The following is a 21,316-nucleotide window of genomic DNA, read 5'->3' as shown; positions in this document are numbered from 1 at the left end:
CCGTCAGTTGATCTTGACCACGCTGCCGCGCACGGTGACGACACCGCTGGCGGTCAGCTCCGTCTGGCCCTGGCCCGCGACCGAAACGGTGGCGCCTTCGAGCTTCGCGCCCGCGGTGCCGTTGAGTTTCAGCTGCGCGCCCGCCTCGACGCTGGCGTCGGTCTGGGATTTCACCGTGACCTTCTGGCCCTTGAGTTCCAGCGGCCCGGTGCCGGCGTCGATGCTGACGCCGTTCTGGGCTTTGACCGTGACGCTCTTGCCGCTGGTCACCTCGATGACCTGGTTCTTCTGGTCGATCTTGACCACGAACTTCGCGTCGCCGGAGGACAGGATGATCCCGTCCTCCTCGGCGAACTCCAGCTTGTGGCCCTTGCGCGAGACGAACCCGCGCAGGGTCGCCTCCCCGCTGTTGCCGTCGACGGGGGCCTTCGTGAACTTCGGCGCGGTGTCCTTGCCGTTGTAGAGCCCGCCGAGCACGTAGGGCGCCTCGAAGTCGCCGTGCTCGAAGCCGACCAGGACCTCGTCGCCGACCTCGGGCAGCACCATCGCACCCCGGTCCTTGCCGGCACCGGGCTGGACCGTGCGGGCCCAGGTGCTGGTGAAGTCCTTGTCCAGCCAGGGGAACGTGAGCTTGACGCGGCCGAGCTTCGCCGGGTCACGCAGATCGGTCACCTGCGCGGGGACGAGCCCCGGCCACGACGAGCCGGGCGCGCCGCCGGCGACCAGGCCGTAGAGCGAGCGTTCCTGGCGTCCGGACACGGTGAACTCGGTGGTGTAGCCGACTTCGGCGTTGAACAGGTGCCGGGTGCTGGTCAGCGTGTACTTGCCCGCGAAAGGCTGGCCGACGCCGGCGAGCGTGACCGCGGTGCCCGCGCGCAGCTTCGGGTTGCCCTTCGCGACGCCGTCGAGTTCGGCGCAGGCGCTGCCGAGCTTGTCGGCCAGCGCCTTCGCGGTCGCGTCGGCCTCGCCCTGGGCCCGCCGGGGCGAGGCGGCGTCGAGGAACGGCGGGCTGGCGAACTTCCCGGCGAGCGCCACCGGGTCCAGGCCCGGCACGTCCGTGCCGGCGGTCTTCGGGGTCGCGGTGGCGGTGATCGCCTGCTTGTTCTCGTAGTCCCAGCCGGTGGCCCGCACCTCGGGGACCTGCTCGGCCGCGGTGACACTGGCGCGCAGGCTGACCAGCGTCCCGTGCGCCTCCAGGACGAGCGGGTCGGCGGTCGCCTTGGTGCGGGTCGAGGGCGCGCCGGAGGGTTTCTCCGGGAGTTCGAAGTTGAGCTTGCCCTCCCGCACGGCGATCTGGGCGCCCACCGCGTCGGCCAGCCGGGTCAGGAACTCCCAGTCGCTGACGTTGTCCTGGCTGAGCTGGGTGTTCGGCCGGCCGCCGAAGCCGCGGACGTTGTCGATCTTGCCGGCGGGGATTTCCGCGCGCTGGGCGACCTTGCGCACGACGTCCGCGACGGTCATGTTCGGGTAGGCCGCGACCCGGCGGCCGCGGAACAGCCGGTGCGCGTGGTCGTACCCGCGGACCTCGGTGAACGTGCCGTGCCGGTCCAGGTCGACCGCGACCGCGGTGACCTCGCCCGAGAGCAGGTCCTGCGGGCCGCCGGGGTCGGACGTCTGGACCTTCAGCTTGATCTTCGCCCCGACCTTGAACTTGCCCTTCTCCAGCACGACGTACCCCGGGTCGCGGAACCGCAGCACGAAGGTGTCCGGCAGGTTCCGGCTGTCGTCGACGTAGGCGTAGGCGAGCATCACCTTGACGTCGTCGGGCAGCGCGGTGCCTTCGACCTCGACCATGAGGGTGTTCGTGAAGGTTTCGTTAGCCATCGAGCTCCTCCAGCGCGGGCACCAGGAGCCGGGTGCCGGGCCGCAGCCGCATCGGGTCGTCGATGTCGTTCGCGTCGGCGATCTCGCGCCACTTCCCGGCGTCGCCGTAGGCGCGGAAGGCCACCGACGCCAGGGAGTCCCCGGCGACGAGCACGTGGGTGTCCCGGGCCGCGAGCGCGCCGGACGTCGGGTTCTGGCCGCCGAGTTCGCCCGAGATCTCCTCCAGGTTCACGGTGCAGACCGCGCGCACCGGCGTCCCCGACGGCGTGAACAGCGTGTACTTGGCCGTGACGGAGGAGACGTAGGCGGGGAAGCCGGTCATGCCGCCCCACTTGAAGATCACCCACGGCGGCGACGGTTTCCGGCTGTTGCGGCTGTCCTCGGTGGCGACGCAGCAGGTGAACAGCTGCTCGACCTTCTTGACGACGGCGTCGTCCATCTTGTCGGTGGCGTCGAGGAACATCTCCAGCGCGAGCTTGGCCGGGTCGGAGCCCTTGAACTGCGGCGGTGCGCTCTTCTTGGCGTTCGGCTGCGCGTCGCGGCCCCACTTGGCGTTCTTGCTGAGCGAGAGTTCCTTGGGGTTGAACTGGAACTTGATGTCGAACAGCTTGTCGCCGGGCGGCTGCCCGGTCCCCCCGGACTGCGGCGGCTTGCGGACCTCCAGCAGGGCGCGCTGCAGGTTGTTCGGCGCCGGTTCGCCGGAGCCGTAGGCGGCCGGGGGCGCCGAGCCGGCCGAGGTGAAGGTGACGGGTGAGGAGGCCATGGCTAGCCCTTCTTCGCCGGGCTGAGGAAGCCGTGGTGGGCCAGTTCGAGGGTCTCGGTGGCGACCTTGGGCGAGTCGGGCGAGAGCTGCGGGCCGCTCCAGCGCACCGGGACGACGCCTTCGAGGGCCCAGCTGGCGATCACCTTGCCTTCGAGGGTGCGGGCCTCGATGGTGGCGGTCTTGCGTTCGATCCCGCTCGCCAGGCTGGCGAACCACTTGGTGATCTGCGAGCTGGCCTCGGTGACCGGGCGCGAAAGCTTGATGTTCGAGTACTTGATCCGGGTCGGCAGCTGCCAGACCATGCCGTTGTTGCCGCCCTCTTCCCGCTGTTCCATGACGAATTCGCAGCCGAGCCCGTCACAGCTGGAGAACGCGCCGAGGTTCCCGAGGTTCTTGTCGTCCAGCTTGACGACGTAACAGACGGCGACGGCCTCTTCGGTGTCCGGCATCGGCATCTCCTTCAGTGCGGGCGATCGGTGAGCGCGCCCCGGCGCTCACGGTCGAGACGGAGTTCGGTCTTGAGGCGCCGCAGCAGTGGGTCGAACAGCTTCCTGACGAGCTCATCGGTTTCGGGCGCCGCGGCGGCGGGCGCGGGATCACGGGGTGCGGCGGAAACTTCCGGCGGCGGGACGACCGGAGCCGGTTCATCGGCGGTCCGCTGGATCGTCCGGGTGGCCTGGACCGCCTGCGGCGTCTCGGCGGAGGGCGTCGGGGTGTGGTCAGCGAGGCGGGCGACGGGCAGGGGGTCTGCTGTGGGTGGCCCGTCTTCGGCTCGCACTGCCGGGAGGGGGAGGTCCCCGATCAGGCGAGGCAGGGGAAGGGCGGGGGCCTCGGTGGCCCGGGTGATCGGCCGGGATTGCGTCACCAGGGGTGCGGAGGTTTCGCTGGCCCGGGACACCGGGAGGGGTCCGGGTGCGCGGGTGATCGGGAGGACCGGCTCGTGGGCCGGTTGGGCCACCGGGAGTTCCTCCGTGCGTCGGGTGCTGGGAGGTGCGGAAGCCTCGGGCTGTGCGGTGTGAGCCACGAGCAGGTTCGGAATGTCAGCCACCCGGCTCACCGGCAGCGGCGGTTGCTGCGCCACGCGGGCGACGGCCAGGGTCTCGGTCACGCTGCTCACGGGGAGGGCGGACTCGGACGCGCGGTGAACCGCCGGCGAGGGTGGTTCTTGCGCCGGTTGGGTCACCCGGACGTCGGGGGTCTCGATCGCCCGGCTCACCGGAAGGAGGGATTCCCGCACCGGTTGAGCCATCGGAAGGGGTGCGGTCTCGATCGCCCGGCTCACTGAAAGGGCAGGCTGCTGTGCGGTTTGTGCCACCGGCAGGGTCGAAGTTTCGCTGATCGAAAGGGGCGGCTCTTTCACCGGGAGTGCGGACGTCTCGACCGCCCGGCCCACCGGGAGAGCCGGCTGCTGCAGGGTTTGCGCCACCGGCAGGGCCGAAGTCTCGACGGCCCGGCTCACCGAAAGTGCGGGCTCCGGTGCGGTTTGCGCCACCCGGAGGTCGGGAGCCTCGGCCGCCCGGCTCACCGGCAGCGCGGAGTCCGGGGCCGTCTGCCCCACCGGCCGGGCCGAAGTCTCTTTGCTCGGAAGGAGCGGCTCTTTCACCGGGAGCGCGGGACTCTCGACCGCCCGGCTCACCGCCAGGGGCTCCTGCGCCCCTCGGGGCACCGCAAGCGTCGGGGCCTCGATCGCCGGTGTCTCGTCACGCACCGCCGGAGCGGCCGGCGCCTCGACCGCACGGGCCACCGGCAGGGAAACGCTCGTCGAGCCGCCCGGTGTCCCGGGCGGCTCCGTGGGCCCCGCCGTCTCGAGCGGGCGGAACGTGTTGACCGGCGACGACCGGCCCGCCTCCTGCGCCACCGGCACGGTGTCCTCCGCGAGGCGCGACACCGGAAGCGGTGCCGGTTCCGGCAGGATCGGGGCACCCAGCCCCAGCCGCCGTGGCGCCGGCTCAGCCCGCTGGACGACCGGCAACACCGGAGGCGCGGCCACCGGCTCCGGCAGCACGGGATCGGGTGTGGCCGCCCGGGCCGGGACGTCCTCCGCGATCGCCTGGACGGTCCGCATCGGCGGGACGACCGTGGCCGACATCAGCGGCCGCACGACCTCGGGCGACGCTACTGTCGGCAGCACCAGCGAGGGCGCGGGCCTCTCGCCCACCGCCCCGGACGGCACCACCGGCATCGAAGAAACCGCACGCGAGACCGAAAGCTCCGTCGGGGCTGCGCCCTTCGAGGAGACAGCCTGCACCGACGGGATCACGGACATCGACGGATCCGCACCCACCGGCGCGACCGCAGCCTCCGACGAATCCGCCCCCACCGGCGAAGCGGCACCCTCAGGCGAAACGGCACCCTCCGACGAATCCGTACCCATCGGTGCAACCGCAGCCATCGACGAGCCCGCCCCCGGCGAGCCCGAAGACTCCGACGGGACTGCCGCCACCGGCAGAACCCCCGCCTCCGACGAGTTCCCACCCACCGGCGACCCCGAAGCCTCCGATCGCACGGCGGCCACCGGCAGAACCCCGGCCTCCGACGAGCCCGCACCCACCGGCGAAACCGCAGAATCCGACCGCACCGCAGCCACCGGCAGCGCCCCGGCGTCCGACGAGCCCTCACCGACCGGCGAAACCGCAGAATCCGACCGCACCGCAGCCACCGGCAGAACCCCAGCGTCGGACAAGCCCGGCCTGCCCGCAGCATCCGGCGAGACCCCACCATCCGCCGAAACCCCAGCCACCTCACCCTCCGGCGAAGCGTCCCGCTGCACCGAAGCGCCCCACAACCGCCCCAGCCCGCTCCGCTTGCGGGTCTCCCGCTGCACCACCGGCATGGCCGGCACCGGAGCCTCCACAGCCCGCGGCCGGGCCAATCCGTCGATGACGCCGGCCGGCTCGTCCGGGCCCACCCGGTGGCCGAGGGGCTCGAGGTAGGCCGGGCTCTGCCAGGACGTCAGCGAGGCGCTGAACCGCTGCACCGGGTTGACCAGCGGGTGCTCGGCGAGAACAGGCCGGATCGGCGGCACGGTCCGCCACTCCGCGCGCGAGACCGGCAATGCCGCCGGGGCAGGCGCGGGGGCCGCGCCCGCCTCCTTCCTGCGAAACCACATTCCAGCGTCACCGTCCCTGGCTCATCCGGGTGTTGATCCGGGCGATCTCGGCGACGTAGGTCAACCGGTCGGGGTGTTCGAGGTCGAGGATGTCGTCGAGGGACCAGTGCAGGTGGTAGGCGACGTACGCGACTTCCTCGTGCAGCCGGTCGGCCGCGTACGTCACGATTCCCCCAGGCGCCCACCGGCGACGTCGACGACGAAGCTGTGGCCGCACTCGGGGCACGCCACGCCCGCCCTGGTGTGCCCCTCGCTGTTGATCCGGCGGTACATGTCCTGCAGGAACGCCAGGTCCGAGGCGAACAGGTTCTCGATGATCCCGGCGTGCACGTCGGTGATGTCGCCGATCCGGGTGACGACCCGGGCCAGCAGCACCACCGTGAGGAACGCCGAGTTCTCGCGCACGCGGTCGTCCCGCAGCGGGATCAGCTCGTCCCGCGCGGTCGCCAGCCGCATCACCCCGGAGTGGTGCACCTTGCCTTCGTCGTCGACGTACCCGCGCGGGAGCTCGAACGCGAACTCCGTCCTCAGCTTCGGCCGGGCTTCCTCCGCCGTCGCGGCGGGGGCCTCCTCGACCGGAGCCGACGCCATCACCCTGCGCATCGGTTCACTCGACTTCCATCTGCTCGTAGGTGATCACGAGCTTCTCGGTGAGCACGCTGGTGTCGCCGGCCTTGAGCGAGCCGATCTCCAGGCTCTTCGGCCACGCGTTGGTCAGCTTGTAGCGCTTGAGCGGGGTGCCCTCGTAGTCGTAGACGATGATGGCGCCGCCCTTGCGCGCGGAGGCCATCTTGCCGAAGTGGGCGTCCTTGACCCACTTCTCGAAGCTGTTGTCGTCGGTCAGGCCGCGGGTCAGCGTGACCTCGCCGGCCTTGGGGCGGCCGGGCAGCTTCTTGATGACGTACTTGCCGTCCACGGTGTTCTGCTTGAGCTCGATGACGTCCTGTTCCATCTTCAGTCCGGAGACCTCGGAGATCTGCTTGATCTGGACGCCGTCGATCTCGAGCCCGAAGGAGTGGCCTACCGCCTTGTCGAGATCGGGAAGTGCCATTTCTGTGGAGTCCCTTCACTTACTCGTTGACGAGGCTGGTGCCGCCGGACATCTGGGCCAGCCGGAAGATCACGAACTCCGCCGGTTTCACCGGGGCGATGCCGACTTCGCAGATCACCTGGCCGAGGTCGATGCCCTCGGCCGGGTTGGTCTCCCGGTCGCACTTGACGAAGAAGGCCTCGTCCGGGGTGAGCCCGAACAACGCGCCCTTGCGCCACTCCATGACCAGGAACGCGCTGATCGTGCGCCGGATCCGCGCCCACAGCGCGTCGTCGTTGGGCTCGAACACGACCCACTGCGTGCCGACGAGGATCGACTCCTCGAGGTAGTTGAACAGCCGCCGGACGTTGAGGTAGCGCCAGGCCGCGTCGCTCGACAGCGTCCGCGCGCCCCAGACCCGGATGCCCTTGCCCGAGAACGACCGCACGCAGTTGATGCCGATCGGGTTGAGCAGTTCCTGCTCGGCCTTGGTCAGGTGGGTTTCGAGGGCGAGCGCGCCGCGGACGACCTCGTTGGCCGGTGCCTTGTGGACGCCGCGGGTGGCGTCGGTGCGGGCCCACACCCCGGCCATGTGGCCGCTGGGCGGGATGAACGTGTTCGTCCCGGTGGCGGGGTCGAGCACCTGGACCCAGGGGTAGTAGAGGGCCGCGTACTTCGAGTCGTAGCCGGCCACGTCCTGCCGCCAGTTGCGGACTTCCTGCGGGTTGAGCGACGGCGGCGGGTCGATGATCGCCATCCGGTTGCCCATCAGCTCGCAGTGGGCGATCATCGCCAGCTGCACGGCCTTGACCCCGTCGAGGTCGAGCAGCTCGCGCTGGTAGGCGGCCATCAGGTCCGGGGCCGCGACCATGGTGATCTCGTCGATCGCCTCCAGGCCGCCGAACCCGGTGCGGTCGGCGACGTCGCCGACGTAGTCGTCGGCCCCGACCCGGCGCGGCACCGGCGGCGCCTGCGGCGTCTGCGGCGGTTCGGTGAGCACCGCGGCGCCCTTGTCGGGCTTGGTGACCGCGCCGCCGGTGGCGACCTCCTCGACGGTGACGAAGCTGGACTTCTCCCGCACCGCCGTGACGACGTTCTCCTTGGTGCGCTTGGTCGTCACGTTGTGGGTTTCGACGACCTTGCCGTCCTGCTTGACGAGCACGGTGAACCGGTCTTCGGCGGGGTTGTCCCCGGACGGCTCGGCGACCTCGACGGTGATCTCGCCGGCCTGCTTGCCTTCCGGCAGTTCCTTCGCGACGAACCGGTAGCCGCCGAGCACGGCCTGGCGGGCGGAGATCTGCTTCGGCGCGGAGCCGTTGTCGTGGGCGCGCGGCCCGCCGATCCGGACGACGTAGCAGTTCGCCCCACCGTTGAGGAAGTAGCCGTAGACCGACTGCGCCAGGTAGCAGCCCTCGAGGAAGTCGCCGAAGGTCTGGGTGAACTGGCCCCAGTTGGACACCAGCGTCGGGGTGTTGAAGGGACCGTCCGCCGCGAAGCCGACGAAGGCGGCAACGGCGGTGCCCACGCCCTCGATCGGCCGTGCGCCCGCCTCGATCTCCTCGACGTACACCCCCGGCGTGAGATAGGTGGGCATGCGGGCCTCCCTTGTCGACGCACAAGTCTTGTCTTCGGCGATGCTGCTGCCCGCGGGTTCTCCGCGGAACGACCGTGCGGCTAGGCCCGCGGGAACCGATCTCTGCCCTTAAAGGCAACTGCCCGTTCGGGCAGCGCTGCTCGCCCCTCCGGTCGTTGGCAACCGGCCAGGAAGGGCCGACAGTGAACCCATGCCGACCGGGCGGGACCAGGCGCCACGGGAGCCGTCCACGCCGACGGCGCGGGCGGCCCGGCCCGCGCGCCGGACGACGCCGCCGGCCCTGCTGCGCCTGCAGGCGGCCGCGGGCAACGCGGCGGTGGCGGAACTGGTCGCACTGCAGCGGCAGGGGTGCCCCGCTCCCCCGGTGGCGCCACCCGGGGTGACCCCGGAGACCGACCCGAAGTTCCGGTCGCTGAAGCAGGACGTCGGCGACCGGGCGAGGTCGGCGAAGGCGCATCCCCCGGCCGGTGCGGAGGTCAAGCAGGCGCAGGACGCGGCGGTCGCCCCCGCCGACGACAAGGACGCGCAGGCCAAGGCCGCCCAGGCGGACAAGATGGCCGCGGCGAAGCCGGCCGGGTTCGACAAGGTGGCCTTCATCGCGGCGGTGAACGCCGCGATCGCCAAGCAGGCGCCGAAGAACCTCGACGAGGCCGACAAGTTCGCCGGTTCCGGCAAGGCCGACCAGGTCAAGGCGGAGGTGCTGGGCAAGGTCACCAGCGGCAAGGACGCCTCGGCCAAGGACGTCACCGACCGGACGAAGGAGGCACCGGATCCCGGCCGGGCGGTGGAGAAGCCGGTGACGCCGTTGCCGCCGGCACCCCCGGCACCGGCCCTGGCCCCGCCCGACCCGCGCAAGGCGACGCCGGACAAGGCGCCGCCCGAGCAGACCGACCTGCGCGCCGACCAGTGCGAGACGCATTCGGCGATGGCGTCGGCGGGGGTCACGGACCAGCAGCTGGCCCAGTCCAACGAGCCGGAGTTCACCGGCGCGCTGGCGGCGAAGCAGGAAGGCGAGCAGCACACGGCTTCGGCGCCCGCCGCGGTCCGCGAGTCCGAGGCCGGGCAGCTGGCTGCCGTGACCGGCGCGGCCCAGGCGTCCGGGCAGGCCGCGATGGCGGGCATGACAGGAGCGCGGGCGTCGTCGGCCCAGAAGGGCCACGGGGCGAAGTCGGCCACGAAGGCCAAGGACGAGCAGGACCGGGCCCGGATCACCGGCGAGATCAAGGCGATCTTCGACGAGACCAAGACGAAGGTCGAGGGCGTGCTGGGCTCCCTCGACAGCGAGGTCACCCAGCGGTTCGAGGCCGGCGAGGCGCAGGCCAAGGCGGCCTTCACGGCCGACCACCAGGCCCGGATGAAGCGCTACAAGGACGAGCGCTACGACGGGATCACCGGCGCCGCGCGCTGGGCGTACGACCTCTTCGCCGACCTGCCTGCCGAGGCGAACAACCTCTTCCTCGAGGCCAAGAAGGTCTACGAGGCGAAGATGCAGGCGGTCATCGGTGACATCGCGGACTTCGTCGGCCGCAAGCTGGGCGAAGCGAAACAGCTGATCGCGGACGGCCGCACGCGGGTGCAGCAGAAGGTCGCGTCCCAGTCGCCGGCCCTGCGCAAGATCGCGGGCGAAGCGGCCAAGGAGCTCGGGAGCCAGTTCGACGACCTCGAGAAGTCGGTCGACGAGAAGCAGGAGTCGCTGGTCGAGGACCTGGCCCAGAAGTACACCGAGGCCCGCACCGCCGTCGACGAGGAGATCAAGGCGCTGCAGGCGGAGAACAAGGGCCTGTGGAGCAAGGCGAAGGAGGCGGTCGGCGGCGCGATCGAGACGATCCTCAAGCTCAAGGACATGCTGCTCGGGGTGCTGGCGCGGGCGGCGAACGCGGTCGAGCTGATCATCAGGAAGCCGATCGAGTTCCTCGGCAACCTCGTCAACGCGGTCAAGACCGGCGTGCTGAACTTCGGTTCGAACATCGTCCAGCACCTCAAGGACGGGCTGAAGGGCTGGCTGCTGGGCAATCTGGCGAGCGCGGGCATCGAGCTCCCCGACGCGCTGGACGCCAAGGGCATCCTGAAGATGGCGCTGTCGATCCTGGGGCTGACCTGGGCGAGCGTGCGCGCGCGGATCCTGCGGTTCATCCCGGAGCCGGTGCTGGCCAAGCTGGAGCAGACGTTCGAGGTGGTCAAGATCCTGATCACCGAGGGCGTCCCCGGCCTGTGGCGGTGGGTGGTCACGAAGCTGGGCGACCTGAAGGAGATGGTGCTCGGCCAGATCAAGGACTTCGTGATCGAGAAGATCGTCAAGGCGGGCATCACCTGGATCATCTCGATGCTGAACCCGGCGGCGGCGTTCATCAAGGCCTGCAAGGCGATCTACGACATCGTCCTGTTCTTCGTGGACAAGGCGGCCCAGATCAAGGAGTTCGTGGACTCGGTGCTCGACTCGGTGGAGTCGATCGCCCGCGGCGGCGCCGGCGCGGTGGCGGGGCTGATCGAACGGACACTGGCCAAGGCGTTGCCGATGGTGCTGGGGTTCCTGGCGAGCCTGCTGGGGCTGGGCGGGATTTCGGAGAAGATCAAGGCGATCCTGGAGAAGGTCCAGGCCCCGGTGGGCAAGGTGATCGACTCCGTCGTGGGGACGATCGTCAAGGCGGGGAAGAAGGTCTGGTCGAAGCTCAAGCGCGGGGGTTCGAAGGTCGTCGAGGGGGTCAAGGGCCTCAAGGACGCGCTGCTCCGGAAGCTGAAGGCGAAGACGCCCGTCACCATGATGGGCAACAGCCACTCGATCTACCTCCAGGATCGAGGCGGCCGGCCGACCCTCATGATGGCCAGCCATCCCGACCCGCTGATCGACAAGATCGACCGGGCTCTCGCGCACGACGCGGTGAAGAGCAAACCCGCCGTCGCCGGGCAGCTGTCCACCATGCGCGGCATGGTCGTGGCCCACGAGACCAAGCTGAAGAACGCCCTCGCCACGAGCGCGAAGGAGGAGATCCAGAACGCGGAAGCCGAGATCTGGCAGGAGCGTCAGCTGATCGCGGCCACCCTCCAGGCGGTCGGGAAGGAGATCGACCTCGAGCTCCTCAAGGAGTCGACCTACGTGCTGGGCGGCGAAATCCGGGCGGAGTACCGGCGGGACGGCAAGTTCCGCCCGACGTTCTACGGCGGCTTCAACGGTGCCGCGGAGGCGAAACGCGGCCGCGAACTGAGCCGCCTGATGACCTTGAAGTTCAAGGAAGCCGCGAAGTGGCGCAGCGACCCGGTCTACGCGATGAGTTCGTCCTACGTGTGCCCGGGCAAGGACTACAACTCACCGCACCTGGTGCCCGGCATCGGCAACACGGCGATCAACCTCGACCACCGGAACCCGAGCGTCATCCAGCACTGGAACGGCACCGGCCGGAAGTCGGACCAGGCCGCCCGGATCGCGTTCTTCAACCAGCTCGACAACCTGCACGGCATGTGCGGCACCTGCAACAAGTCCAACGGCGCAGCCGAAAGCGGCACCGGGATCTGGACCGTCGAGCCGGGGTTCAAGGGCCCGGACGGAACCTAGGCCTCTTCTTCGCCCTCTTCCTCGCGCTGCACGTACGTCTGCGCCATCTTTTCCTCTTCGCCTTCTTCGGCCGCCGGAGCTTCCTCCCGCTGGACGGCCGCGGAGTCGTCCGAGGCGTGCCCGCCGTCCTCGCACCGCTGGACCCCCGCTGCCGGTGCCGGTGCCGACATCAGCCGGTCCGCGTTCGCCACCGCTTCGCGCTCGAAGCGGTCCGACGGATCCGACACCTTGACCCCGCCGCCGGCGTCGGTCCCGTCCACCGGCCCGCTGCGCTGCTGGACGACGTGCGTCAGCTCGTGCGCCAGCATGTGCTTCCCGCCTTCGGACCCCGGGTCGTACTTGTCGCGCTGGAAGACGATGTTCGACCCCACGGTGTACGCCTGCGCGTTCACCGACTTCGCCGACTCGTGGGCGGCCCCGTCGGTGTGCACCCGGACGTCCGAGAAGTCGGCGCCGAAGCGGCTCTCCATGTCCGTGCGCGTCGCCGCGTCCAGCGGCGCTCCGCCGCCGGAGCCGACGACGTCGTGGACCGGCGAACGCTCCTCCTCGATCAGGGATCCCGTGCCCGCGTTGCCGACCGCGCGCTGGAGGCCCAGCATGCCCGCCGGGCCGAGGACGTCCGTGCGGCCCGCCGCGGCCGCGCGGCCCAGCAGGTCCGTGTCGTCGCGCTCGATCCGGTCGCCGCGTGGTCGCAGAGCCGGTTCGAAGTCGTGGTCGTGACTGTGCCCGCGCATGCTCGCTCCCTCCGCCACAGGTCAAGCTTGCCCGTCCGGCGCGCCGCGCACCAGACTGGCGTGCGCGTCCGAAAGGGCGGCGAACGCTGCCCGAAGGGGCAGCTCAGCCGTCGGTCACCATGGCCAGGTAGGGCCCGAACTCGCGGTCGAGGCAGAGCCGGCCCAGCTTGCGGTACTCCCGCGCCACCGCGCCGACCAGGTCGCTCATCGCCACCGGACGGCCCGCCTCGGCCGCCAGGTACGCGCCGGTGACCGCGGCCGACCGGATGTGGCCGCCGGCCAGCTCGAACGCTTCGGCGAGGAAGGCGAGGTCCAGGTCCGGGCTGCGCGGCATCCGGGAGCCCAGGCAGCGGTCCCACAGCCGGTGGCGGAGTTCGACGTCCGGCAGCGGGAAGTCCACGATCACGTCGAGCCGCCGGGTGAACGCCTCGTCGAGGTTGGCCCGCAGGTTGGTCGCCAGCACCGCGATGCCGTCGAAGGTCTCCATCCGCTGCAGCAGGTACGCGCTTTCGATGTTGGCGTACCGGTCGTGCGCGTCGCGGACCTCCGACCGCTTGCCGAAGATCGCGTCCGCCTCGTCGAACAGCAGGACGCCGTTGACGCCGGAGGCTTCGGTGAAGATCCGTTCGAGGTTCTTCTCCGTCTCGCCGACGTACTTGTCGACCACCGTCGCCAGGTTCACCGTGTAGAGGTCCAGCCCCAGCGACGCGGCGATGACCTCGGCGGACATCGTCTTGCCGGTCCCCGAGTCCCCGGCGAACAACCCGGTCACGCCGCGCCCGCGCCCGCCGCCGGGGCGCATCCGCCACTCGTCGAGCACCTGGTCGCGGTAGCGGGCCCGCGCGGCCAGTTCGTCCAAAAGGGACAGTACGCCGGCCGGCAGCACCAGGTCGGGCCAGCCGACCGCCGGCTCGATCCGCCGCGCGAGCCGTTGCAGCCCGGCGGCGTTCTGGCTGCGCGCGCCCGCCCGGACGTGGGACGTGCGGACCAGCCCGTCGTCGGCCAGCGCGGTCACCGACGCCGCTTTCGCCGCGCGGGCGATCTGGCCGGGCCCGAGCACGAAGTGCGCGGTCGCCTCCCCCGGGTCGACGTCCGGGGCGAGCCGGCCGTCGAGGCGGCTGCGCCACAGCGCCGCGCGGTCCGCGCCGGACAGCGGCAACGCGTCGAGCTGCAACGGCGGCGTCCCGCTCCACCGCGGGTCCCACGCCCCGGTGCCGTGCACCACCAGCGGGATCGCCGGGTGCGCCAGCTCGTCGAGCCGCGGGTCGTCCACCGGCCCCAGCACGATCCCGGCGCCGCGCAGCAACGCTTCGCGCCGCAGGGACGCGGTCAGCTCGGAGTGGCCGGGGTCGGCTTGCCAGCGCGCCGCGTCGACCACCAGCGCCGGGCACCCGGCCGCGGCCAGCGCGCCGACGCCGAGGTCCTCGGCCCCGCCACCGGGGTACTCCTTCAGGTAGACCAGCCCGACCCGGCCCTCGATCGCGCGGGCGAGCCGGTCGCGGCCCGGGACTTCGACGAGCTCGGTGCCCAGGTGCGCGCAGCCGGCGAGCTCGGGCGCGAGCCGGTCGTCGCCGAGGAGGTGGTTCACCACGCGGTCGGGGACGCGCAGCGTGCGCGAGAGGAACGGCCGTTCGTCGTCGCCCACGGTGAGCAGGCCGCAGCTGATCAGCGGGGAGCCGGCGTCGAGCCGCGCGCGGCCGGCGGCCGAGGCCTCGGGGATGCCGCACAGGCGCAGGGCGAGCCCGGCGGTCGCGCGGCGGCGGGTCACGTCGTCGTTGAGGTAGCCGTAGAACTGCTCGAACCGGCTGTCGAGGTCGGGGGCGAGCGCGACCAGCAGCAGCTCGACGTCGACGCCGGTGAGGTCCGCGCGCTCGGCGAGCGGGCGCAGCCGCCCGTCCGGGACGGAGTCCGTGAACGGCGCGTACGGCTCGCGGTGGCCTTCCAGCAGCGCGTCGATCGTCTCGTTCGACAGGTACAGGCCGCGGAACGGGTCGTCGGGGTTCGGATCGCCCGCGCGCCGGACGTCGACCGCGTCGCGGATCCGCTGTTCGAGCCGCGCCAGCCGGCCGAACAGGTACTCCAGGCTCACCGGGGCTTCCGGTGCGTCCGCGCCATCGCGACCCGGCGCTGCCCGCCGACCGCCCCGGTTTCGGACACCCGGTGCCCGACGAGCTCGCCGTCGCCGGTGTCGAGCTTGAGGCCCTCCTTCGCCGGCGGCCCGGCCGGGTACACGCGCCCGGTGTGGATCGGCGCGGAGACCACGACGTCCAGCGACGGTTTGAGCTCGCCGCCGAGCGCGGTCCAGACGTCGGCGAACGCGCGGTCTTCCGGCGGCGGCAGCGCGACGGTCATCGGCACCGGCAGCCCGGTTTCGGCCAGCGACCCGGTGAGCACCTCGGCCGGCACGGCCTCGTAGCGCAGCAGGCCGAGCAGCAGGTCCGACAGCACGCGGTGTTCGTCTTCCGGCCGCTGGGTCCACGCGGTGACCAGGTAGGACAGCTTGACGTGCTTGGGCGGCAGGTGCCGGGCGGCGACCTCGCCACGCTGGTCGTACTCGTTGAGCAGCCCCCGCGACCGGCGGCGCATGTCCTCGCGCACGTCGTAGAGGTAGACGTTCACCGTGGGAGCGTTGCGCCGGGCCGCCCAGTCCTTGGTGGGAGCATCGAAGGCGACTTCGACCTCGCTGCCGCGCAGCGCTTCGTCCTTCACCAGCCTCCGCAGCGCCTCGTCGACCTCGTGGATCACCGGCGGACCTCCTCGCACTGGCGGTCCTCCCACGATGATCGGGCGGCGCCGCACCGGCCAGCCGCGCAGCGGCAAACCTTCGGGTACGCCCGGCTGCCCGTATGGGCAGTCGCGGTCAGCTCAGCCGCGTGAAGACGAAGCTGGCCTCGCGGCCTTGGTCATCGCTCCACTGGCCTTCGTACCGGAGCTGGGGATCGGCCGAGACGAGCTCCCCGCGGAAGGTCTGGTGGCGGTCGGCGTCGGAGTCGGTGGCGGAGAAGCCGGTGGCATCCGGCCTGGCGACGAAGTTGCTGCTGCCCGCCGAGCCGTCGGCCATCCACTGGCCCCCGTAGCAGGGCGCCGGGCCACCGCACCGGCTTTCGCCGAGCCGGTGCAAGGTGATCGTGGCCGTGTCCGGATCGGTCCAGTACCGGCCGTTGACCCGCCGCTGCGAAAAGACGATCCGCCATGGCCCGGTCAGATCGGGAGTGGCGGTGGGGCGGGGGCCCGGGGCCCTGGTGCCGTCGGTGGAAGCACCGAACTTCCCGCCGGGGCCGGAACCGGGCGGCGGCGACGGCCGGGCTGCCGGGCCGGGCGACGGAGCCGCCGGAGGGGATGCCGGCGGAGGCGGTGGCGGTGAGGCGCTCGGAGGCGCCCCGGCCGACGGCCGCGCGCTGGTTTCCGGAGGAGCCATCGGCGCCGCGAGCCCGGACGGCGAGCTCGGCGCGCCGGTGGCCCGGGCAGGCGGGCCGGCGGAAGCGGGCAGCCCGAACAGCACGCCGGCCAGCAGCAGGAGCCCGGCGACGGCCTTGCGCAGCACGCCCGGGTACTCCTGCACCAGCCTGAACGCCGCGGTGTCGAGGAACGGCGCCCGCAGCATCAGCTGGGAGACCGTCTCCGCGCCCCGGCCGAGCAGCCCGGGCGTCCGGGTGACCAGCCCGTCGCGCAGGGCGCCGGCCCGGTCGGCGAGCCGCCGGTCGCCGTCCTCCCGGGCCGAGCCGATCAGCGCCGTGAGGAGCTCGACCGCCTCCGCCACCCGGTCGCTGTCGGCCCGGCGCGCGGCCAGCGCGTAGGTGAAGTAGGCGATGTCGGTGCGGGAGCCCGCGCGCCGGGCCGCACGGAGCCCGAGGCCGAGTACCTCGTCGCCGCGGTCCCACCACGGCGTCGGCAGGAGCTTCACCGACACGATCCGCGCGAGCACCAGGGCGTCCCACGGCCGGTCGTGCGCCAGCAACCGGCGCAGGGCGCGTTCGAGGACGCCCAGTTCGGCCGCGAGCTGCCCGGCATCGGCGTCCTCGTGGGCCCAGGAGGTGATGCGGGCGAACAGCGGCCACGGTTCGGCCGGAGCCACCGCTTCGGAGACGTGCGGGCGCACCCGGTACCGCCCCGAATCGTGCTCGGCCAAGCCCGCCTCTTCGAGCTTGCGCAGGCCGGCGGTGACCAGCAGCGGGCCTCCCCAGGACACGTCGGGGAAGACCAGCAGCTCCTTCAGCGTCGTCACCGCGGGCTCGCCGAGCCGGGCGAGCGCCCGGCCGACGACCATGGCGCAGGCGTCCGGATCGGCCACGTCGGGCGCGATTCCCTGCACGCCCGCGGTGCGCAACGCAGCGGCGAACTGCGCCAGCCTGCCGGGGTTGCCGCCGAAACTGTCGTGGATACGCCGGGCACGGCGTTTTTCCGCAGGCGAAAGCGGGCTCCCGAGCTCGTTTTCCCACAATTCGAGACCGTCGGCGAAGTTCAGGCCGGCCAGCGGGAGCGTTTTGATCCCCAGGTCGGAATCGGTGCGCCGGGAAGCGATGACGAACACGCTGCCCGGCATCGCGTCGAGCAGCAGCCGGATTTCCCCGGCCGGCCAATCGACCCCGTCCAGCACCACCAGGGCCCGGAGGTGGGCGAGCAGGCGCCGCGGGGAAACCGGCGCCGACGGCTCGGCGTCGTAACACTCCAGCGCCAGCTCGTGCAGCACGTCATCGGGGGTCATCCCGGGAACGAGCACCTGCCGCAGCACCCCTTCGCAGCGGGGAACCGTGCCGGCGGCCAGCACCCCTTCGGCGGTGGCGTGCTGCAGCAACAGGGTCTTCCCGATGCCCGCGGGGCCGCCGACCAGCACGTGCCGCCCGGCGGCGAGCTGCGCGCGCAGCTCCGCCAGTTCGCGGCTCCGTCCCAGGCACGCGGTCGCCTGCGCCCACGGCAATGACGGTGGCAGGCTTTTCCGCCGGACGGCGCCGGCGGTCCCCTGCTTCTTGTCAATGGCGTCGAGCAGCAGTTCCAGCACCCACTCGTCCAGCCCGTGCACGTGGACGACATGGCCGGCCTGGTGCACCTCACCGTGATTGTGGTGGACGATGTTCGTGATCTTCGCGGGTTCGGGTGCGGCCGGGTCGCCGGACTCCGTGGGCTCCACTCAGCGTGCTCCTCTGCCAAAAGAGGAGAGCAGAATAGCGCAATTCGGGAATCATCCCGCGGTGAACCCGCGGTGTCATTCTTTTGTCCGGGAATCGGCGCGCTCAGCAGTGCGGCATCACGTCGTCGAAGGAGGCGCAGTTGTCCTGGTCCCACGGCGTCGTCTGCCACTGCTCCGCGGTCAGGATCCGGGACGTGTCGCCCGCCACGAACTTCCAGGGGCCGTAGTAGGCGTTGCTGAACCAGTAGTTGCCCTGGTCGTGGGTGATGGCGTCCTGGACGAGCGTGCCCTTGTACGGGGACCAGGTCGGGTACGTTCCCCAGTTGGAGAGCAAGGCCATCTTGCCGCAGACGCCGTTCGTGCAGCCGGCGCGGGCCGGGTCGAAGCGGAACGTGTTGTCGTGGACCTCGACCAGCTGGGTCTTCCAGCGGCAGTCGTCGAACAGCGGCTCGGACTCGATGCCCGGCGCCGCGCACTGCGTGCGGTCGGTGACGAGCTTGGTGCACGTGTTGATCGAGGTGTTGGCCGGGCTGTTGCAGAACCGGTCGGCGTTCTCCCAGGCGGTGATGCCCGACCAGTTGTCCTCGAAGGTGTTGTCGTAGATGTCGATCAGGTGCGTGCGGGCCGGTACCCGGGGTTCGCCACCCGACTCGGACAGGTAGACGCTCGCCACCGGGAAGTTGTCGCCCTTGTCGGCGCGGCGCTTGCCCGCGACCAGGCTGTTGCGGCGCAGGACGTTGTCGCGGAACACGAGGTTGTAGCTGATCTCGTAGAACAGCGCCTCGGCGTCGTTGTCCTCGATGAGGTTGTTCTCGATCAGGAAGTCGTTGTTGTCGGTGTCGGCCCACAGCCCGGCGCCGTGGTTGTGGTGGATCCAGTTGCCGCGGACGTCGGCCTTGTCGACCACCCAGAACTTGACCCCGCCACTGCACCCGCAGCCGGGACTGCGCGTTTCCCAATCGTCGGTGTTGTTCCCGGCGATCTCGTTGCCCTCGATGATCAATGCGGTGATCGTGCTGTCGGACCGGTAGGCGTTCATGCCGTACTGGCCGTTGTCGCGCAGGCAGCTGTGCCGCACCTCCTGGCGGGCACCCGCCATGATTCCGGCGCCTTTGTTGTTCTGCACCGTGGTGTTTTCGATGATCCAGTGTTCGCCGGAATCGTGGTTCACCACGCCCTGGTCCTGCGGGGCGACGAAGTTCTGGATCGTGAGCCCGCGGATGACGACGTCCTTCGCCTGCTGGGTGAACGCCGCCCGGTTGATGCCCTGCCCGTCGAGCACCGCGCCCGGGGCACCGAGGTAGACGTCGCCGTCCTTGGGGATGATCTGGCCGAACGGGTCCGCGGCCAGCGTGTGCGTGCCCGCCGGCAGCCAGAACGTCGTGCCCGGCGGCGAGTCCTGCGACTTGCGGTAGAGGTCGCCGGGCACGGCGGCGTCGACGGTGACGGCTCCGGCGGGCGCGGTCGTGTTGGCCACCGGCTGGTGGTCGCACACCGGACCGGGCGTCACCTCGGCAGCCGCCGACGATCCGGTCGGGACGACGAACGCGGCCAGCAGAACGACGGCAAGAATCGGTCTCAGGTGCGACATGCCGTGAACCTACGCAACATCTTCGCGAAATGCTTTGGGCCGAACGTGTCAATTCACCGGCTTTTCGGGTGTACCAGGTAACCGAAAAAGCAGTGATTACTCCACGACTGTGAATACCGTGGGAACAATCGGTGGACGGTTCTGTTATCGTGGCCCGGCGACGCCCATCGGCCGGAATTCCCCGCCGGCGGGCGGCCCGGGCGGCCCAGCCGGTGCGGCCGTCTGCCGCAGCCCCCCGGCCGCCGGGTGGCGGGCCGCCCCCGGCCCGCCCCGGCGGCGACGGCGGCGTTGATCGTTCCTTTGCCGTCGTCGGCCACCGGCCGGGTCGTCACCGCGGCCGCCGGAGCCCCGTCCCGCGCCCCCCCCGATTCTCCCCGTTAAACAGAGCACTACCTGAGCGAGTGATTTCCCGCCATTCATTCCGGCCGTCCCCGCGGCGGCGGCCTAGGCTGGTCCGACCCCCTTCCGGATCTGTCCTCCACTCGGCGGTTCTCGCCCACCGATCGGGTATTTGCGCAGTTCAAAGGCCTACCAGGGGCGGTAACGTCCATACCGGACAGAGCTTCTGCCCCGACGTCCGGACCCCGAATGAAACCGGAGTCGCACTCAGGAAGGGAACCCCGAGAAATCATGTCCACATTGCGACGACTGGCTGTCGCCGGCGCTTTCGCGCTGCCGCTTTCCCTCGTCATCGCCGGCCCGGCGACCGCTCATCCGCTCGGCTGGCCGAACGACTCGTGGAGCGCCGAAAGCTCCAGCGCCTGGGCCGGTATCGGTGGTGCGGGCACGACCGACACCGACGAAGGCGGCACCTGGTGGGGCCACACCTGGCACGGGTCGGACTCCGCCGTGGCCGGCGTCGGCGGCGCCTCGGTCACCGAAACCGAGGAGACCGGCGACCACCACGACTGGAACCAGCCGTGGCACCACCACGCCAACCACGACGGCTGGTACGGCCACGACCACGACTACGGCTGTGGCTGCGACGACTACGACGCGGACGACAACCACCCCGCGAACCACCACGTCATGGGCCACCCCGACCCGGTCGAGGAGGCACCGGTGGTCCACAGCCACCCGGTGTACCACGACAACGACAACGACTACGACCACGACGCCAGCTACGTCGCCGAGCTGCACTCGGCCGGCATCGACGGCGCGACCTCGGGGCACGTGTACAGCCACGCGGGTGAGCACTACGCCACCTACGACGCCGAGAAGCTGACGGCGGGCCCGTACGGTGCTTCGTCCGAGGGTGCGTACTCGGTGGCCGTGCCGGACTACGCGGGTCACCACTCGTGGTACACCGCGGCGGGCATCGACGGTGCCGCGGCGCACTCGGTCACCGCTGAGGCCAACGCCTCGGACGACGACGCGTGGGCCTACCACGACGCCGACGACGACTACGACTACGACCAGGGCTGACGCCCACCGGCCGGAGCCGAAGCTGAGCGAGCCGGGACCGCGCGAAGCGGTCCCGGCTCGCTCAGCTTCCGGCCAGCAGTTCCCGCACCACGGCCGACCTGGCCTCGTCGAGGAACCGCAGGCCCATGAAGTTGTCGCCGGGTGTGAAGCCGGGCAGTGCCCAGATCGCTTCGTACGGCAGCCCGACGCGCCGGTAGCGCCGCAGGCTGTAGACGTTGCTGAACAGGCACTTGCCCGGGTCCGGGCGCCAGAGGCGGCGGGCGAAACCGGGGTTGCGGAACGCGTGCCCGACCTCCGCGGTGGCCTGGACGTGCCTGCGGCCGGTGAACAGCACGACGTCGCCGGTGGCGACGGTGTCCATCCGGCGGTCGTACTTGTCCTTGGCGCCCCAGAACCGGGCCCGGCCGCCCGGGTGCAGGGTGTTCAGGCGGGCGAGGTCCGCGGGGTCGAGCAGGTCGGCGAACTCGCCGAAGGCGACGGTCCGCTCGAGGGATTCCGCGCCGTACCGGCGGGCGTCGGCGGTGCCGTAGGCGGGCTGGACGAAAACCTGGACCACGGACGGCAACGG

17 protein-coding genes are annotated in these 21,316 nt (G+C 71.2%); 3 read left to right on the top strand and 14 right to left on the bottom strand.

Annotated elements, in window-relative coordinates:
* Positions 1–3 precede the first annotated feature (3 nt).
* From AB0J55_RS05675 to AB0J55_RS05660, 4 genes are read right to left on the bottom strand one after another with little or no spacing between them, the layout of a single operon-like run.
* A complete protein-coding gene (locus AB0J55_RS05675; RefSeq protein WP_364243244.1) occupies positions 4–1,824 on the bottom strand; it encodes a VgrG-related protein in 1,821 nt (606 codons plus the stop codon).
* Positions 1,817–2,587 carry a LysM peptidoglycan-binding domain-containing protein gene (locus tag AB0J55_RS05670; protein ID WP_003098525.1) on the bottom strand — a complete coding sequence of 257 codons (771 nt, stop codon included), beginning with the start codon at positions 2,585–2,587 and terminating at the stop codon, positions 1,817–1,819. The genes AB0J55_RS05675 and AB0J55_RS05670 overlap by 8 nt, the downstream gene beginning before the upstream one ends.
* Positions 2,588–2,589: 2 nt before the next feature.
* On the bottom strand, positions 2,590–3,036 hold the full coding sequence (locus tag AB0J55_RS05665) for a phage tail protein (protein WP_003098522.1): 447 nt from the start codon (positions 3,034–3,036) through the stop codon (positions 2,590–2,592).
* 11 nt (positions 3,037–3,047) lie between these two features.
* Positions 3,048–4,331 carry a hypothetical protein gene (locus tag AB0J55_RS05660; RefSeq protein WP_364243240.1) on the bottom strand — a complete coding sequence of 428 codons (1,284 nt, stop codon included), beginning with the start codon at positions 4,329–4,331 and terminating at the stop codon, positions 3,048–3,050.
* A 79-nt stretch (positions 4,332–4,410) separates the two neighbouring features.
* Between AB0J55_RS05660 and AB0J55_RS05655 the strand changes: the two genes are divergently transcribed.
* Entirely contained in the window at positions 4,411–5,520 is a 1,110-nt protein-coding gene (locus tag AB0J55_RS05655; RefSeq protein ID WP_364243237.1) for a hypothetical protein, read from the top strand.
* A 183-nt stretch (positions 5,521–5,703) separates the two neighbouring features.
* Here AB0J55_RS05655 and AB0J55_RS05650 read toward each other — a convergent pair whose 3' ends face one another.
* From AB0J55_RS05650 to AB0J55_RS05635, 4 genes are read right to left on the bottom strand one after another with little or no spacing between them, the layout of a single operon-like run.
* Entirely contained in the window at positions 5,704–5,862 is a 159-nt protein-coding gene (locus tag AB0J55_RS05650; RefSeq protein ID WP_003098516.1) for a DUF6760 family protein, read from the bottom strand.
* Positions 5,859–6,299, bottom strand: a complete 441-nt coding sequence (locus AB0J55_RS05645; RefSeq protein WP_364243234.1) for a hypothetical protein — start codon at positions 6,297–6,299, stop codon at positions 5,859–5,861. Before AB0J55_RS05645 ends, AB0J55_RS05650 begins: the two co-directional genes overlap by 4 nt.
* A 4-nt stretch (positions 6,300–6,303) precedes the next feature.
* The gene (locus AB0J55_RS05640; protein ID WP_003098512.1) at positions 6,304–6,747 is read right to left on the bottom strand and encodes a phage tail protein; all 444 of its coding nucleotides are present in this window, start codon (positions 6,745–6,747) and stop codon (positions 6,304–6,306) included.
* 19 nt (positions 6,748–6,766) lie between these two features.
* The gene (locus AB0J55_RS05635) at positions 6,767–8,320 is read right to left on the bottom strand and encodes a phage tail sheath family protein (protein ID WP_364243231.1); all 1,554 of its coding nucleotides are present in this window, start codon (positions 8,318–8,320) and stop codon (positions 6,767–6,769) included.
* 190 nt (positions 8,321–8,510) lie between these two features.
* On the opposite strand from AB0J55_RS05635, the gene AB0J55_RS05630 reads away from it, so the two are divergent.
* A complete protein-coding gene (locus AB0J55_RS05630) occupies positions 8,511–11,870 on the top strand; it encodes a hypothetical protein (RefSeq protein ID WP_364243229.1) in 3,360 nt (1,119 codons plus the stop codon).
* Here AB0J55_RS05630 and AB0J55_RS05625 read toward each other — a convergent pair.
* From AB0J55_RS05625 to AB0J55_RS05605, 5 genes are all read right to left on the bottom strand, one after another.
* The gene (locus AB0J55_RS05625; protein ID WP_364243226.1) at positions 11,867–12,604 is read right to left on the bottom strand and encodes a DUF4157 domain-containing protein; all 738 of its coding nucleotides are present in this window, start codon (positions 12,602–12,604) and stop codon (positions 11,867–11,869) included. The genes AB0J55_RS05630 and AB0J55_RS05625 overlap by 4 nt on opposite strands.
* Before the next feature lie 103 nt (positions 12,605–12,707).
* Positions 12,708–14,693, bottom strand: a complete 1,986-nt coding sequence (locus AB0J55_RS05620; RefSeq protein WP_364243223.1) for an ATP-binding protein — start codon at positions 14,691–14,693, stop codon at positions 12,708–12,710.
* Entirely contained in the window at positions 14,690–15,349 is a 660-nt protein-coding gene (locus AB0J55_RS05615) for a DUF4255 domain-containing protein (protein ID WP_364243220.1), read from the bottom strand. Before AB0J55_RS05615 ends, AB0J55_RS05620 begins: the two co-directional genes overlap by 4 nt.
* Positions 15,350–15,464: 115 nt before the next feature.
* Entirely contained in the window at positions 15,465–17,732 is a 2,268-nt protein-coding gene (locus AB0J55_RS05610) for an ATP-binding protein (RefSeq protein ID WP_364243217.1), read from the bottom strand.
* A 103-nt stretch (positions 17,733–17,835) separates the two neighbouring features.
* The gene (locus AB0J55_RS05605) at positions 17,836–19,323 is read right to left on the bottom strand and encodes a right-handed parallel beta-helix repeat-containing protein (protein WP_364243214.1); all 1,488 of its coding nucleotides are present in this window, start codon (positions 19,321–19,323) and stop codon (positions 17,836–17,838) included.
* A 630-nt stretch (positions 19,324–19,953) separates the two neighbouring features.
* Between AB0J55_RS05605 and AB0J55_RS05600 the strand changes: the two genes are divergently transcribed.
* The gene (locus tag AB0J55_RS05600) at positions 19,954–20,748 is read left to right on the top strand and encodes a hypothetical protein (protein WP_364243211.1); all 795 of its coding nucleotides are present in this window, start codon (positions 19,954–19,956) and stop codon (positions 20,746–20,748) included.
* Between the two features lie 61 nt (positions 20,749–20,809).
* Here the strand turns inward: AB0J55_RS05600 and AB0J55_RS05595 are convergent, their stop codons facing one another.
* A complete protein-coding gene (locus tag AB0J55_RS05595) occupies positions 20,810–21,304 on the bottom strand; it encodes a hypothetical protein (protein ID WP_364243208.1) in 495 nt (164 codons plus the stop codon).
* Positions 21,305–21,316: the final 12 nt, after the last annotated feature.

The organism is Amycolatopsis sp. NPDC049688, assembly GCF_040674975.1.
In the GTDB taxonomy this organism is placed as follows: domain Bacteria; phylum Actinomycetota; class Actinomycetes; order Mycobacteriales; family Pseudonocardiaceae; genus Amycolatopsis.
The sequence above is the reverse complement of the archived record's forward strand: the minus strand, read 5'-3'. Positions and strand labels throughout refer to the sequence as shown.

Bases quoted from the DNA above. Each gene is read 5' to 3' on its own strand.
- AB0J55_RS05675 (WP_364243244.1), bottom strand. From the start codon at position 1,824: ATGGCTAACGAAACCTTCACGAACACCCTCATGGTCGAGGTCGAAGGC.
- AB0J55_RS05670 (WP_003098525.1), bottom strand. From the start codon at position 2,587: ATGGCCTCCTCACCCGTCACCTTCACCTCGGCCGGCTCGGCGCCCCCG.
- AB0J55_RS05665 (WP_003098522.1), bottom strand. From the start codon at position 3,036: ATGCCGGACACCGAAGAGGCCGTCGCCGTCTGTTACGTCGTCAAGCTG.
- AB0J55_RS05645 (WP_364243234.1), bottom strand. From the start codon at position 6,299: ATGCGCAGGGTGATGGCGTCGGCTCCGGTCGAGGAGGCCCCCGCCGCG.
- AB0J55_RS05640 (WP_003098512.1), bottom strand. From the start codon at position 6,747: ATGGCACTTCCCGATCTCGACAAGGCGGTAGGCCACTCCTTCGGGCTC.
- AB0J55_RS05635 (WP_364243231.1), bottom strand. From the start codon at position 8,320: ATGCCCACCTATCTCACGCCGGGGGTGTACGTCGAGGAGATCGAGGCG.
- AB0J55_RS05630 (WP_364243229.1), top strand. From the start codon at position 8,511: ATGCCGACCGGGCGGGACCAGGCGCCACGGGAGCCGTCCACGCCGACG.
- AB0J55_RS05625 (WP_364243226.1), bottom strand. From the start codon at position 12,604: ATGCGCGGGCACAGTCACGACCACGACTTCGAACCGGCTCTGCGACCA.
- AB0J55_RS05605 (WP_364243214.1), bottom strand. From the start codon at position 19,323: ATGTCGCACCTGAGACCGATTCTTGCCGTCGTTCTGCTGGCCGCGTTC.
- AB0J55_RS05600 (WP_364243211.1), top strand. From the start codon at position 19,954: ATGTCCACATTGCGACGACTGGCTGTCGCCGGCGCTTTCGCGCTGCCG.